The 13066-nt window shown below is 60.9% G+C and carries 13 protein-coding genes; 8 read left to right on the forward strand and 5 right to left on the reverse strand.

Annotation, left to right across the window (positions count from 1 at the left end):
* Window positions 1-135: 135 nt before the first annotated feature.
* Entirely contained in the window at window positions 136-942 is an 807-nt protein-coding gene (locus tag ABIA90_RS02590; protein WP_063984316.1) for a LuxR C-terminal-related transcriptional regulator, read from the reverse strand.
* A 582-nt stretch (window positions 943-1524) separates the two neighbouring features.
* Here ABIA90_RS02590 and ABIA90_RS02595 point away from each other — a divergent pair.
* Window positions 1525-2217 (forward strand): LuxR C-terminal-related transcriptional regulator, encoded by a 693-nt coding sequence (locus ABIA90_RS02595; protein ID WP_354117172.1) that lies wholly within the window; start codon window positions 1525-1527, stop codon window positions 2215-2217.
* A gap of 115 nt (window positions 2218-2332) precedes the next feature.
* Here the strand turns inward: ABIA90_RS02595 and ABIA90_RS02600 are convergent, their stop codons facing one another.
* Entirely contained in the window at window positions 2333-2569 is a 237-nt protein-coding gene (locus tag ABIA90_RS02600) for a DUF6894 family protein (RefSeq protein WP_028147263.1), read from the reverse strand.
* A 392-nt stretch (window positions 2570-2961) separates the two neighbouring features.
* A complete protein-coding gene (locus ABIA90_RS02605; RefSeq protein WP_354117173.1) occupies window positions 2962-3969 on the reverse strand; it encodes an NAD-dependent epimerase in 1008 nt (335 codons plus the stop codon).
* A 376-nt stretch (window positions 3970-4345) separates the two neighbouring features.
* Between ABIA90_RS02605 and ABIA90_RS02610 the strand changes: the two genes are divergently transcribed.
* From ABIA90_RS02610 to ABIA90_RS02620, 3 genes are all read left to right on the forward strand, one after another.
* Window positions 4346-5332, forward strand: a complete 987-nt coding sequence (locus ABIA90_RS02610) for an aldo/keto reductase (protein WP_354117174.1) — start codon at window positions 4346-4348, stop codon at window positions 5330-5332.
* A gap of 288 nt (window positions 5333-5620) precedes the next feature.
* Entirely contained in the window at window positions 5621-7444 is a 1824-nt protein-coding gene (glmS, locus tag ABIA90_RS02615) for a glutamine--fructose-6-phosphate transaminase (isomerizing) (protein ID WP_354122419.1), read from the forward strand.
* A gap of 467 nt (window positions 7445-7911) precedes the next feature.
* A complete protein-coding gene (locus tag ABIA90_RS02620) occupies window positions 7912-8112 on the forward strand; it encodes a hypothetical protein (RefSeq protein ID WP_014496380.1) in 201 nt (66 codons plus the stop codon).
* A 122-nt stretch (window positions 8113-8234) separates the two neighbouring features.
* Here ABIA90_RS02620 and ABIA90_RS02625 read toward each other — a convergent pair whose 3' ends face one another.
* Together ABIA90_RS02625 and ABIA90_RS02630 are read right to left on the reverse strand one after the other, a co-directional pair.
* A complete protein-coding gene (locus tag ABIA90_RS02625; protein ID WP_135215372.1) occupies window positions 8235-8633 on the reverse strand; it encodes a hypothetical protein in 399 nt (132 codons plus the stop codon).
* Window positions 8634-8924: 291 nt separating this feature from the next.
* Window positions 8925-9173, reverse strand: a complete 249-nt coding sequence (locus ABIA90_RS02630) for a hypothetical protein (protein ID WP_354117176.1) — start codon at window positions 9171-9173, stop codon at window positions 8925-8927.
* Window positions 9174-9405: 232 nt separating this feature from the next.
* On the opposite strand from ABIA90_RS02630, the gene ABIA90_RS02635 reads away from it, so the two are divergent.
* From ABIA90_RS02635 to rpoH, 4 genes are all read left to right on the forward strand, one after another.
* Window positions 9406-9585: a hypothetical protein gene (locus tag ABIA90_RS02635; RefSeq protein WP_166097357.1), complete on the forward strand. Its 180-nt coding sequence runs from the start codon at window positions 9406-9408 to the stop codon at window positions 9583-9585.
* 77 nt (window positions 9586-9662) lie between these two features.
* Entirely contained in the window at window positions 9663-10343 is a 681-nt protein-coding gene (locus ABIA90_RS02640) for a response regulator transcription factor (RefSeq protein WP_354117177.1), read from the forward strand.
* A gap of 60 nt (window positions 10344-10403) precedes the next feature.
* Complete coding sequence (locus tag ABIA90_RS02645; RefSeq protein WP_354117178.1) at window positions 10404-11825, forward strand: sensor histidine kinase; 1422 nt, start codon at window positions 10404-10406, stop codon at window positions 11823-11825.
* Between the two features lie 194 nt (window positions 11826-12019).
* The gene (rpoH, locus tag ABIA90_RS02650) at window positions 12020-12940 is read left to right on the forward strand and encodes an RNA polymerase sigma factor RpoH (protein ID WP_208089358.1); all 921 of its coding nucleotides are present in this window, start codon (window positions 12020-12022) and stop codon (window positions 12938-12940) included.
* Window positions 12941-13066 lie beyond the last annotated feature (126 nt).

Genomic DNA, 13066 nt, shown 5'->3' on the forward strand with positions numbered 1-13066 from the left:
AAATGTTGCCGCTCCACGGGCAGGTTCTGATCCTCTCGATCGATAGGTCAGTCCGGCGCGGTTAGCTGGGCGGCGCGTATAGGCGCCGCCCGGCATTTGTTGAGGGCTTGATGGGCGTCAGGCCGATCCGCCAGGCTAGTCCGGCTCTGCGGCGCCGATTTCGTGACGTCCGCGGTCGCTTGACACGAGGCTGAGCGTAGGTTCCCGATCGATTGACAACGGCAGCGCGTGACCATTCGAGACCCGCACCAGTGATCCGTTGTTCATTCCCCAAATTGCGGCCTGCGTCCTGTTCTGGACCCGTATCTTGCGCAGGATCGCCTTGACGTGAACCTTCACGGTCGCCTCGGCAATATCGATCTTTCGCGCAATGCACTTGTTGGAATTGCCCTCGATCAGATAGGAGAGAATCGCCCGCTCTCGCGGTGACAGATGAGGTGCTATCCGTTCTTCGGCCGCAACGAGGAGATTTGATCGCTCTTCGATCACTGGCTGAAGCTGAGGCTCGCGATCGAAACCGCTATCGAGCACGAATGACAGAAAAGCCGGTGGAAACACCGTCTCGCCCATCGTCACGAGTTCGATGGACTTGATGAAAGCGTCGCATGAATTGACGTCGACGAAATAGCCGCTGGCGCCGGCCTTGTAGGCCGCGATCAACTCATCCGGCCGGTAGTGGTCCGAAACGATCGCTACGCGCGCATCCGGATAGTTCTCTCTTACAAATCCGATGTGCTTCATGGCTGCATCGAATTCGCCGGTGCTGTGGATAATCACAAACAGGAGCTGCTGATGTGCCTGGAGTGTGCTTGTAACTTCATCGGTGCTCGAGGCCGACACCGCAATTTGAAAATCTGCCGCATGCAGTATTTGAGAAATTCCCTCTCGCAGCAAAATGTTTCGTCCGATCAAAACAACTTTGCAGGATTGCCGCCTCCTCATCTTACCCTCCGCAACCAACGCAATGACACAACTTGAATGAAAAACACGCAGGAAAAGGAACAAAGCATTCCATAGCCCGTTTTTTCTGATTTACAGAAGTCGGGCGCCGTTTAGTTAATAATTGCTGAAGGTTAGATTCGATCTTTCGATTTTGCCTATATACCTTTCGTTATAGGCCGATGGGTCCCCAAGCTGTTGGTGAATGGTCGTCGGAGATTGACTTGGGGGCGAAAGAGAATACTGATTCAACCTTTGAATGTTCGCCCTGAGCGGGTGAATCCGTTCGCGAAAGCCTTGCTCCATCGCGATGCTTTCGAACTTGCCAAGTGGCAAGACCGCTCTCCAGCGGTTGTGAGCCGTGACCACCGGGTTCATACGGCCCTTTGATCCGGCGAACTTGATGTATATTGCGATCACAGACTCGTGCGGTCATTTGCCTCATAGGTCCGCTACGCCAAATGATACTTTAGGGAATTGCTCGAAGTTTATTTGTTGGTGATCAATTGATGTTGGAGCGGCAAGGGCGGGGGCCTGTAGCTTCAATCGCGGGAATTTTGGGGGCGGCAGGTTAGGGAGCGCCCGATGCGTCGTGCGACTGTAGTGATTGCAGACCGACACCCAATGGTTTTGCAGGGTCTCGCAAGTGTTCTCGGTTCAGAATCCGATTTTGAGGTCGTTGCATCCTGCAGCGATGCTGCGAGTTGCATCCAGGCAATTTTGACGCTTGCGCCCGACATAGCGATCATGGATGCGGCAATGCCGGAACTGACCGCGCTGATGAACAATTCGCTCAGCCATTCGGACAGCCGACCAACGCGGTTTGTGTTCTTCGCGCCCAGCGAGGACTATGATCTTGTGTTGGCGGGCGCCCCCGCCGGGTACAGTGTCCTTCTCAAGGAGATGACAGGCCAAGCCGTGGTGCAAGGCTTGCGAGACATTGCCAACGGCCAGACCGTTGTTCCGTTATCACCCACCGATCAGGCCGCGCCTCGCGAGCAGAGTCCGAATCCGGAAAGTGCGCTCGCGGTGCTCACCGAGCGCGAGCGGCAGATCATGCGCCTGGTCTCTCGTGGTCTGTCCAACAAGGAAATCGGCCGCCGGCTCAACATTGCAGACGGCACCATCAAGGTTCACCTCCACAACATTTTCCAGAAGCTTGAAATCGGCAATCGCACTGCGCTTGCGGCCCTCGCCATCTCGCAGGATGACCGCGCCAATTCGGCGCAGGACAAACCGGCGCATGCTGGATCGGATCCGGTGCACGGGGAGCGCTAAGACATCATCTCGCACTGTTTGCAGTGCGATATGCGGGCATTTCGCCGAAGCCGAGCCGAGCGACTATTGCACCTTCAGATTGCGCAAGCGCCGGCAAAGCTGCGTTTTCGGTCTCTTATCCCTCGATGGAGAACTGAAGAACGAACAGCGACCGGCCGCCAAGCTCGGGGCTGTCGCTGACTTCCACCTGCCAGGAAATGTAATGCAGGAGTGGGTCCATCACGTCGTGCTTGAGGATCTCGCCGCTCAGTTCGATCGCAGTGGTCCGCGCCGCGGAAATGTCGGGGAGATCAAGTCCGACATCGTCGAGCACTGAATGACCGTCGTGGATATGAAAGAAATACCGCGGCATGGATGTCTCCGGACAACGCGAACATTCCGATGACTGCAGCGAGCCCCCCGCATCACGGTCAAGATTTCGCATCGCAGGGGCGCGCATAGCAAGCGGCTATTCTAGGAGGGCTCAATCATCATTGATGGGTACCCCGACGTTGATCTCTATGATCACGAATTCAGAATGAACAATTGCTTCTCGAGGACTACGATGATGTTGCGTCGACGGAGCCCACTTCGGCGCAGCGTTGCGGCCCCGGCCCTGCGAATCCCCAATGCCCCCGCCGGGGCCGCGCTCTTTTCTTCGCAAGTCCCGCTTGGTCGTCCATCACCGCCGCGCAGAAGTTGCAGCCGATACTCCGATCGATCGGGAGCGGACGGTCTGACCCTTGGGGAGATGATCTCGAAAAATCATATCCGGTAGTAGTCGCGATACCAGCGGACGAAATTGGATATGCCGGTTTCGATAGGGGTGGAGGGCGAAAACCCGGTATCGCGCATGAGATCGCCAACGTCGGCAAACGTTTCCGGAACATCCCCAGGCTGCATTGGCAGCATTTCCTTCGCCGTGGTTCGTCCGAGCTCTTTCTCGATCAATTCGAGGACGTGCATCAGCGCTTCCGGGCGGTTATTGCCTACATTGTAGAGCTTGGCCGGTGCGCCCGCCGCATCGGCGTTGTCCTCCGGAGCGCGCTCGATCAGCCGCGAGATGACGCGCGTGACGTCGTCGACATAGGTGAAGTCGCGCCGCATCCTGCCATGGTTGAAGAGCTTGATCGGCTTGCCTTTGACGATCGCGTCGGCGAACAGGAATATCGCCATGTCGGGCCGGCCCCACGGGCCGTAGATAGTAAAGAATCGTAAGCCGGTGACCGGGAGTCGGTACAGGTGGCTGTAAGAATGGGCCATCAGCTCGTTGGCTTTCTTCGTCGCGGCATAGAAGCTGACAGGGTGGTCGGCTTTATGCCGGGTCGAAAATGGCAACTCGGCATTGGCGCCGTAGACGGACGATGATGATGCGTAGATCAAATGACCACAGGCGTTATGCCTGCAGCCTTCGAGGACGTTAAGGAATCCCTCAAGATTGGCGTCGACATAGGCGTGCGGCTGATCGATCGAATGCCGGACGCCGGCCTGAGCGGCTAAATGGACCACTCTCGCAAAACGATGTTTTGCGAACAACTCGGCCATCGTCGACCGATGTCCAAGGTCAATCTGCACGAAGGAAAAACGCGGATCGCGGCGCAGAATGTCGAGACGCGCGCGCTTCAAGGCGGGATCGTAGTAGCTGTTGATGTTGTCCAATCCGACGACACGACGCCCTTCATCGAGCAGTCGACGGGCAACATGAAAACCGATGAAGCCAGCAGCTCCGGTCACCAGGACGTCGTCGGCAACTTGCTCTGAGCGAGATGACATTCGCTGTCCAAGTTAGATGGAGTTCGAACGGCGAAGAAGGCGCCATCGATCGCAGTAAGTTAACTCTCAATCGCGCCGCATCTCGATTGCGCAAATGAGCGCAGCTGACGATGGCGGCGGAGCCTAGCTGCCAGCGGCCGCTCGAACGGATTACTCCCGTGCATCCTCGCCACTGTCTCAAATTCCAGGGGCGTAGCGTATGTAATGTCCGAGCGAACCCCGTCATCATCCATTTGCATGAAGATGAAGCCAGGCAAACCTGCAGAGTTGTTTCAGCGGCTGGCTTGCCCGACGTGGCCGTCGGCTTGGAGTACGCGCTGTCGAACGATCGACGTCGGTGACTTGAGCACAAACGGCGTGGTCAGGGGTGCTTGCGATGAAGATGGTCCGTGTTGATGCTCTCGGCGCGAATGTATCGAGCATCGGTTTCGGCTGCGCGTCGCTCGGGGGGCGCGTTGGGGCTCGCAGAGGAACCGAGGGGCTCGAGCGCGCGTACGACGCCGGAATAACCTGGTACGACGTGGCGCCTTCGTATGGCGATGGGATGGCCGAGTCTATTTTGGGCCAGTTCGTATCCAGGAAGCGCCGCAGCGTCCATGTCTGCACAAAGGTCGGGATGCGCCCGCGTGATACCTCCGCCGTTAAGCGGATCCTGAAGCCGATCGCGCGCGCCGCTCTTGCGGTGTTTCCCGGGATCCAACCGCGCCTCTCCGCAATGAAGTCCAAGCCCTTCAAAGTGCCGCTATCGGCCGAGCTGATCAGCACGAGCATCGAGGACAGCTTGAGGCGGCTTCGCACCGATTATGTCGACGTGCTTGCTCTCCACCGTCCCACGCGCGAAGAGGTCGTTCGCGAAGACATCATTCGAGCGGTCGAGCGCATCGTCCAGGACGGGAAGGCCCGCGCCATTTCGATTGCGGGCAATAACGAGGGTGGAATTGACGACCTCCATGAATCGCTACCATACCGGCTGATACAGATCGCGAATAATCCGCTCGAGCCGAATCTTCAGAGGTCGACGGAGATTGCGCGGCGCAGGACGTTTGTCACGTATGGATCATTTTCGAGCGTCGATCCGCTTGTCGCGAGGCTGGGATCGGAGAAGGAAATACTGAACGGCCTTTACGAGATGGGATACCGGGGTGACCTCACCGAGATCGCTGCTGCCTTCGTCGTGGATTATGCGCTGGCAACGAACTCGGCAGGGATCTCACTGTTTTCGATGTTTCGGAAAGAGCATCTCGCGTTCAATCTGCGCCGGTCAGCGCAAATCCCGGCGCTTCATCAGCTCAATCGCATCGTCGCCGAGCTCTCGAACGGGCCGCGGCAAACCGAACGATTGGTCATGCGTGCGTCGGTGTAGTGATCAAGTGCGGAGCTTATGGGCATGAGGTCTACTCCGTCATCATCATACAATCGGCGGCTGCGCGTGCTAGAATTCGCGTCCCACGATACTACTCGCCAATGTTGTCGACGATATTCGCCAGGCGCGCGGGCGGCCGGGAGGCGGCTAGCTTGAGCGTCTCGCCGAAGCATGCGCAGCAGGGCAGGCCAAAGGTGAGGGGGCCAGGCCGATGCCGTCGCGTTAGGAGATTGCCCGCAATCGTGGTTGCGCTTGGTGGGCCCGTTGGTAGTTGCTCGGAGAGAGGCCATGTGCGGAATTGTTGGTGTCGTCGGGCGGGGCCCAGCCTCTGCTCTTCTTTTGGATGCGCTGAAGCGGCTTGAATATCGCGGATATGACTCAGCCGGTATTGCCACTCTCGAGGACGGTTCGCTGACGCGACGTCGTGCGGTCGGAAAGCTCGTGAACCTCAAGAGTCGGCTCGACTCGGAGCCGCTTGCCGGGCGGGTCGGAATTGGTCACACCCGCTGGGCAACGCACGGCCGTCCCGATGAGACGAATGCGCATCCTCACATGGTTGATGGTGTGGCGATCGTGCACAATGGGATCATCGAAAACCATCGAGAGTTGCGCAATGATCTCAAAGCGGCTGGTGCACATTTTGCGACCGAAACCGACTCCGAAGTGGTCGCGCATCTCGTTAGCCGCGAGCGGAAGAACGGATACGAGCCGGTCGCAGCGGTGCGTAAGGTGCTCCCGCGCTTGAGCGGAACGTTCGCGCTCGCCTTCCTGTTCGAGGGGCACGACAATCTCCTGATCGGTGCCCGAAAGGGCTCGCCGCTTGCTGTCGGCTACGGTTGCGGCGAAATGTTCCTGGGTTCGGATGCGATCGCGCTCGCGCCTCTGACGGATATTGTCGCCTACCTTGAGGACGGCGATCTCGCCGTTGTGACCCGAGAGCAGATCGAGTTTATCGACGTGAACGGCGCGCGCCTGCGCCGTACGTCGGCCAAAATCGCCGGTGCCGCCGTGATTGTTCACAAGGGCGAGCATCGCCACTTCATGGCGAAGGAGATTCACGAGCAGCCGAAGGTGGTTGGGCAGACGCTTGCGCAATATATCGCGCGCGACGGGACAATCAGGTTGCCGGCGGGCGTGGATGCGGACCTCAGGACAGTCGATCGCGTGTCGATTGTAGCTTGCGGGACCTCCTTCTACGCCGGTCTGATTGCGAAGTACTGGTTCGAGCGCTACGCCAAGCTCCCGGTCGAGATCGATATTGCTTCGGAGTTCCGCTATCGCGATGTTCCGTTCGGCGCGGGCAATCTGGCGATTTTCGTGTCGCAGTCCGGCGAAACGGCCGACACGCTCGCTTCGTTGGAGTTCGCCAAGACCCACGGCCAGCGCGTTCTCGCTGTCGTCAACGTGCAAACCTCGACGATGGCTCGTTCGAGCCACATCGTAATGCCCACATTGGCCGGTCCGGAAATAGGGGTCGCATCGACAAAGGCGTTCACCTGTCAGCTGGCAATCTTGCTCTGCATTGCAATCGCTGCCGGTCGCAGTCGCGGTGTGCTCTCGGCCGAAGAAGAGCGCTCACTCGTCCGGACCCTTGCCGAGATTCCAGACTATATGGCCCGCGCGCTCGAACTGGAGCCGAAAGTCCATGAGCTCGCGCGTGAGATCGCCAGGGCCAGAGACGCTCTATTCATAGGCCGGGGCACCAATTATCCGCTGGCATTGGAGGGAGCCCTCAAGCTCAAGGAGGTCACTTACATTCACGCAGAGGGCTATGCGGCCGGTGAGCTCAAACATGGACCGATCGCGCTGATCGACAAGGGCTTGCCGGTCATCGTCATTGCGCCGTACGACGCGACGTTCGAAAAGACCATGTCGAACATGCAGGAGGTGATCGCCCGCGGGGGCCGCATTATCCTCTTGACCGACGAGAGAGGTGCTTCACTCGCCGCGTCCAGTGGTTGCTCGGTCCTGGCCTTACCGGATATGCCCCCGATCGTGGCGCCGCTGGCTCTCGCGGTGCCGCTACAGCTCCTTGCCTATCACAGTGCCGCGATTATGGGGACCGACGTGGACCAGCCGCGGAATCTCGCGAAGTCGGTGACCGTCGAATAGTCGGTCCGGTCGCGCCACTTGCGCTTCAGAAAGAGGTGCTGTCGAAAGCAGGATGCTGGTCTGACAGACCGGGACGCTCCGAAATGGGTGCCTCTTTCGACCAATCCGCGTTCTCGGCGGCTCGGGGTAAAATCTGGTGGCCTTCGGGCCCAGGTTAAGCACCGACGTCCGTAGGGCAGGCGGCCCCGCTATATTGTAACCGCGTTGGCGGGGCCGCTGCTGCCAAGAAACGAGCTAGGACCTGTGCGGCTCGGACTTGAGATACGCAACTCCTCAGAACCAGGCGCCTTGCGCGCGCTCCGCAGCCGGATCTTCGCAGACTCTTCGGCATCAGGCCGCAAGGGCAGCCCGATCAGGGAGTAGTCCTTTCGGGTTATTGGAAGACCGTTCCGCTTCGAGATAGCTTCAGACAAGCGCGTCCGGTCGACGAGCTCGTTTGGCATCCTACGTGCGCTTCGCGAGGGATCATGTCGGTTTTGACGGGAACAGCCGGCGCGGACATTCGACGTGGTGATATGATTAAGGTGATCAAAGGGAGGCTGTTCCCGGCGCTCCTTTACGAGCAATATGAGGGCGGCGCCGCCGAAGATATTCCCGAGGGCGCCCGTGCCTATTGCCTCAAAGATAAAGTCTGGCGAACGATGCCTCCGGGCTTCCGCCCCTCCTAGAGCTCATTGGCGAAGCAGCATCGCAAATGGCCGAGCCAGGCTCGGCCAAATCGTGAGCGGGCGGGCGCCGCCGCAACCTCCGCGGTAGGTTCTGGACCCCGGCGGAGCGCTGTGTGTGCAAACTAACTGCAGCTCAGCGGCAACGGCTGGTCGGGGTGCAACTCGTACCAATCGTAGCAATCTGGATAGGCGCCGTAGAATCCGTATCCGGGTCGATCGCGACCAAAGCGGTGGAACGCATGTTGGCGCAGGCCGATGCCGCCGTTGCCGGCATGACCGCCGAATCCGAGATGTTCGCCGCCAAAGCCTCCATCACGCGCCATGCCGCCGAAATGCGCGCCGCCGCCGCCGAAGCCCATATGTCCGCCGCCAAAGCCACCACCGCCAAAACTGGCGTGGCCGCCGCCGCCAAAGCCACCACCGTGGCCGCCGCCGCCGCCACCGCCGTGCGCCTCGGCCGCTCCGATGGCCAGGGTCGAGGCAAGCGCCGCCGTTGCCAAAATCATGATTGCTCGTTTCATGGGACACTCCTTTCGTGTCGATCTGCCTGGTCATCCATGCAGTCCGCTTCCGCGTCGTGCCGTCGCCAAAAGCTCCTGATGACAAGGCTCGTGATGAAAGGAGAGGTAGGAGCGATGCGCGGCAATCCCACTAAATTCGACTTCAGGAACGAGGCGCACCGGTAGGGAAGTTGACCCTGCCGCGGGGGCCGCGGCTCACAGAAGGGGGCGGGCTGAACGTTCCAGCCCGCCCCCTTCGTTCGATGAGGAGCGGCCGACCGAGGCGCCCGGCCGGCCAGGGAAATGCCGTGATCAGAAGCTGCCCGTGCCGGGCTCGCAAGGCACGTTGTTGCCGGTCCACGGCGCCGTCGCGAAAGCGCCGACGCGCGGCGCAGGAACGCAGACGCGGCCTCCCTGCTGATAGAAGGGCGCATCCGGTGCGGCCGTATCGGTTGTCATCGCGGGCTGTCGCATGACGGAATGGTGCTCGCGCGCCATGACGGGTGCCCCGAGCACGGCGGCTGCAATCAATCCCGTCGACAAGAGTTTGAGAGTGGTCATTTCGGCTTCTCCTTTGATGACATCAGGCCGACCAAGCGGCTCACCATCAACGTATGGACGGCCGGGCGTCGTCCAAATGCACGAATTGCTCACCTGATTTCAACGGCCTGTGACCCGGCGCGGCGCTGCAAGCACGATCGTGCGAATGCGCAACATCCGTTGCCTTGAGAGTAACGGGGAGCGCATCGCAGGCATATGTTCATGAAAGCGCAGTTCAGAATGGAGGCGGAAGATGATCACGACGACAGCGAGACGTATGGCCATCGCGCTGGCCCTGTTGGCGACGGGCTCGGCGCGCTTCCTGAATCGCTATTTAGTGGTGCCCCATGCTCCGCAGGACTATCTCGTCAGACAACGAGTGGCCTATGGCAGGCTGGCGCGGCGCCGCGCGTTCAGAGCGGGCGGGCATTGAACATGACGCTCCGGACCGCCGAGCCCGTGCTCCTCCGCCGCAGGCCGAAACGCCTCGCAGAACGTGGGAGCAGGATCATGACGCGGATTCTTCTGATCGAAGATGATGCCGAAACCGCCGAGGTGATCGTCGCCGAACTCGCCGATCGCGGTTTTGACGTCCAATGGGCCCCTGACGGCGTCGACGGTCTCGATCGGGCGCGCGCGGCGTGTCCGGATGCCATGATCGTCGATCGCATGCTGCCCGGAATGGACGGGCTGACCGTCATCGAGGCCCTGCGCAAGGATCGGGTCGGGACACCGGTGCTGGTTCTGAGTGCGCTCGGCGCCGTGGACGATCGGGTGCGCGGATTGCGCATGGGGGGAGACGACTATCTCACCAAGCCGTTCGCGATCATCGAGCTTGTCGCACGGATAGAGGCATTGCTGCGCCGTCCGATGGACAGCCGCGAGACCACGTTGCATGTCGGGCCGCTGGAGCTCGACCTGATCGAGCGGACCGCGCGACGGGACGAGCGCGAGATCGACCTGTTGCCGCGCGAGTTCCGCCTGCTCGAATACATGATGCGCCGGAGCGATCAGTTGCTCACGCGCGCGATGCTGCTCGAAGAGGTCTGGAACTACAAGTTCGTTCCGGCAACGACGAATCTGATCGACGTGCATATGGGCCGGCTGCGCCACAAGGTCGATGGTCCCGGCGATACGCAGCTCATCCACAATGTTCGCGGCTCCGGCTTCATTCTGCGTTCGCGCGCATAGAGACGCGAAACCCAGGGGCTCGCGGAGCACATCTCGGACGAATATCGAGTAGCCGGTTCGATGCGCCAAATTCAGTTCATCCGTTCGAACACGTTCCTCTGGGCCCTGGCGGTGGCGGCCGCGTTTGCGCTGTTCGTGGTCGGGCTGTTCGCGTTCATCTATTGGAAGCTCGATGACTATCTGATCGCGCGATCCGACCGCATGATCATGACCCGGATCAATTTCATCGCCGATTTGCCGTCGGCGCGCCGCATCGGAGCGATCTCCGATCATCTCGAGCAGGATTCCAGAGGCGTGCAGTACGCGGGACTTTTCAACGGTGCCGGCACCCGGCTTGCCGGCAACATCGACAGCTTGCCGCGCGCACTCGATCTCGGCGGAGCGGCGCAGGGTGTGCGGCTCGACCTCATTGAGAAATCGGCGGTCCACGGACCGGTCATCAGGGTCGTGGGCAGGCGTCTTGAGAACGGCGATGTCCTGGTGATGGGACGGAACGTCGATGAGACGCGCGAGATATCGAGTGTCGTAGGGCAGGCGCTCGCGCTTGGCCTGCTGCCGGCGTTCTGCCTCTGTCTGCTGGCCGGAGCCTGGCTGAGTGTTCGCGCCCAGAGACGCGTGGAGGAGGTGAACCAGCGGGTACAGCGGATCGTGGCCGGGGAGTTGCGCGAGCGGCTGCCGGAGGACAATTCCGACGATCCGTTCGCGCGACTGGCCAGGATCGTCAACGGCATGCTCGCCGAGATGGAGACCATGATCAACGCGCTTGCCGGTGTCGGCAACGATATCGCCCATGATCTCAGGACGCCGCTCACGCGCGCACGCCTGGCGCTGGAGCGCGGCCGAACGCATGCGACCACCCTGGAGCAGCTCCAGGAGGTTACGGACAAGGCAATGGCCGGAATCGATCAGTCGCTCGCGATCGTCACCGCCTTGCTGCGCCTCACCGAGATCGAGAACAGCCGCCGCACCGCCGGCTTCGGTAACGTTGCGCTCGACGAGATCCTGCGCGAGGTGTGCGACGTCTATGAGCCCATCGCCGAAGACAAGGGCATCGGGCTTGGCGTCGTCATCGATCGCAATGTGCAGGTGTGGGGCGATCGGGACCTGTTGTTCGAAGCGATGGCCAATCTCGTGGACAATGCCGTCAAGTTCACGCCGCCCGGCGGCCAGGTGAGGCTCGAACTGGTGTCGGAAGACGACACGGCGCTCGTGCGCGTAAGTGACACCGGACCCGGCATCGGCACGCAGGAGCGCGAAGCGGTGCTGCGGCGATTCTATCGTTCCGACAAGATGCGCAATACGCCGGGGGTTGGGCTGGGACTGAGCCTGGTGGCTGCCATCGTCAAGCTGCATGGCTTTCGATTGATCATCGGTCCGGCTCCCGGCGGGCGGATCGAGATCCTTGCCTGGACCGGGAGGGCGAGCAAAGCCGCCGCATGCCGGTCCCGGACCCCAACTCTCGCAACCGTCAATCAGATGTGATGCCCCTCATGATGCGTGATGTTCTCGATGCCATGACATGCCGAGTGACATGCCGAATGTCTGAAGGCGAATTCAGGTTTGTTACGCTCAATTCAGTGGCCTCCGCCTTCGGAGGCTTCCTAGAGTCCGCTCGCCGGTTTCGTATGTGGGAGTGACAGATGCAGATCCGCCCCGAAGGCGTGAGGAATGGTGCCATGGCTGTCGCGGCCGGAGCCCCATCGCCCTCCTTCCTCAGCGCCTATTCCGCGGCCATCAAGCGCTATGAACTGCTTGAGCCCGGTCACGAGCAGCAGCTTGCACGCCGCTGGCGCGAGACGCGGGACCGAGGTGCCGTGAACGCGCTCGTCACGAGCCATCTCCGGCTCGCAGCCAAGGTGGCGCGCGGCTACAAGGGGTACGGTCTGCCCTTGGCCGATGTGATTGCGGAGGCAAATCTCGGCCTCGTTATCGCGGCGTCACGCTTCGAACCCGGCCGCGGTGCGCGGTTCTCCACCTATGCGGTTTGGTGGATCAAGGCCTCGGTTCACGAATACATCCTGCGCTCCTGGTCTCTGGTCAGGATCGGCACGACGGCAGCGCAGAAGAAGCTGTTCTTCAAGCTGCGTAGCGAGATGAGGAAAGCCGCGGGTGGCGCGATGGCGGCGCTCACGCCCGATGTCGCCGAGACCATCGCGGAAAGGCTCGACGTCACGGCGCGTGAGGTGATCGAGATGGATTCCCGCCTGAACGGTGACATGTCGCTGAACGCGCGCGTTGGCGACGACGAGCAAGGAACCGAATGGGAAGCGTTGCTGGTCGATCAGGCGATCGACGCGGAGACGGTGCTCGCCGATCATGAGCAGACGGAGCGCCGTACCAACGCCTTGCGCGTTGCGCTGGGCATGCTCACGGCGCGCGAGCGTCATATTCTGGAGGCAAGGCGGCTGGCGGAATGCCCGGTTACGCTGGACCAACTCGGCTTCGAGCTTTCGATCTCCAGCGAGCGGGTTCGGCAGATCGAGATCCGCGCCTTTGCCAAGGTCAGGCGAGCCGCAATTCTTGCCGCGCAGGATGCGGCACGCAAGCGCCCCGACGGCGCCTCGGGCTCACGGCCGCGGGAGCTCACCGCTCCATGAGCGATCGAGAAGCGGTGATGCCGGTACGAATGATGTCTGTCCTGCCGCGGAGCATCTGAATTCGTTTTCATTTGAACGGATGCTCTCCCGTCCTCATCTGTTCAATGATCCCGCGCAACTTGCTTC

Origin of the sequence: Bradyrhizobium sp. LA6.8, from assembly GCF_040547935.1 — a bacterium.
Taxonomy (GTDB): domain Bacteria; phylum Pseudomonadota; class Alphaproteobacteria; order Rhizobiales; family Xanthobacteraceae; genus Bradyrhizobium; species Bradyrhizobium barranii.

Bases quoted from the DNA above. Each gene is read 5' to 3' on its own strand.
- ABIA90_RS02620 (WP_014496380.1), top strand. From the start codon at position 7,912: ATGTCGGTTTTGACGGGAACAGCCGGCGCGGACATTCGACGTGGTGAT.
- ABIA90_RS02605 (WP_354117173.1), bottom strand. From the start codon at position 3,969: ATGTCATCTCGCTCAGAGCAAGTTGCCGACGACGTCCTGGTGACCGGA.
- rpoH (WP_208089358.1), top strand. From the start codon at position 12,020: ATGGCTGTCGCGGCCGGAGCCCCATCGCCCTCCTTCCTCAGCGCCTAT.
- ABIA90_RS02600 (WP_028147263.1), bottom strand. From the start codon at position 2,569: ATGCCGCGGTATTTCTTTCATATCCACGACGGTCATTCAGTGCTCGAC.
- ABIA90_RS02635 (WP_166097357.1), top strand. From the start codon at position 9,406: ATGATCACGACGACAGCGAGACGTATGGCCATCGCGCTGGCCCTGTTG.
- ABIA90_RS02625 (WP_135215372.1), bottom strand. From the start codon at position 8,633: ATGAAACGAGCAATCATGATTTTGGCAACGGCGGCGCTTGCCTCGACC.
- glmS (WP_354122419.1), top strand. From the start codon at position 5,621: ATGTGCGGAATTGTTGGTGTCGTCGGGCGGGGCCCAGCCTCTGCTCTT.
- ABIA90_RS02645 (WP_354117178.1), top strand. From the start codon at position 10,404: ATGCGCCAAATTCAGTTCATCCGTTCGAACACGTTCCTCTGGGCCCTG.
- ABIA90_RS02630 (WP_354117176.1), bottom strand. From the start codon at position 9,173: ATGACCACTCTCAAACTCTTGTCGACGGGATTGATTGCAGCCGCCGTG.
- ABIA90_RS02610 (WP_354117174.1), top strand. From the start codon at position 4,346: ATGAAGATGGTCCGTGTTGATGCTCTCGGCGCGAATGTATCGAGCATC.
- ABIA90_RS02590 (WP_063984316.1), bottom strand. From the start codon at position 942: ATGAGGAGGCGGCAATCCTGCAAAGTTGTTTTGATCGGACGAAACATT.
- ABIA90_RS02640 (WP_354117177.1), top strand. From the start codon at position 9,663: ATGACGCGGATTCTTCTGATCGAAGATGATGCCGAAACCGCCGAGGTG.
- ABIA90_RS02595 (WP_354117172.1), top strand. From the start codon at position 1,525: ATGCGTCGTGCGACTGTAGTGATTGCAGACCGACACCCAATGGTTTTG.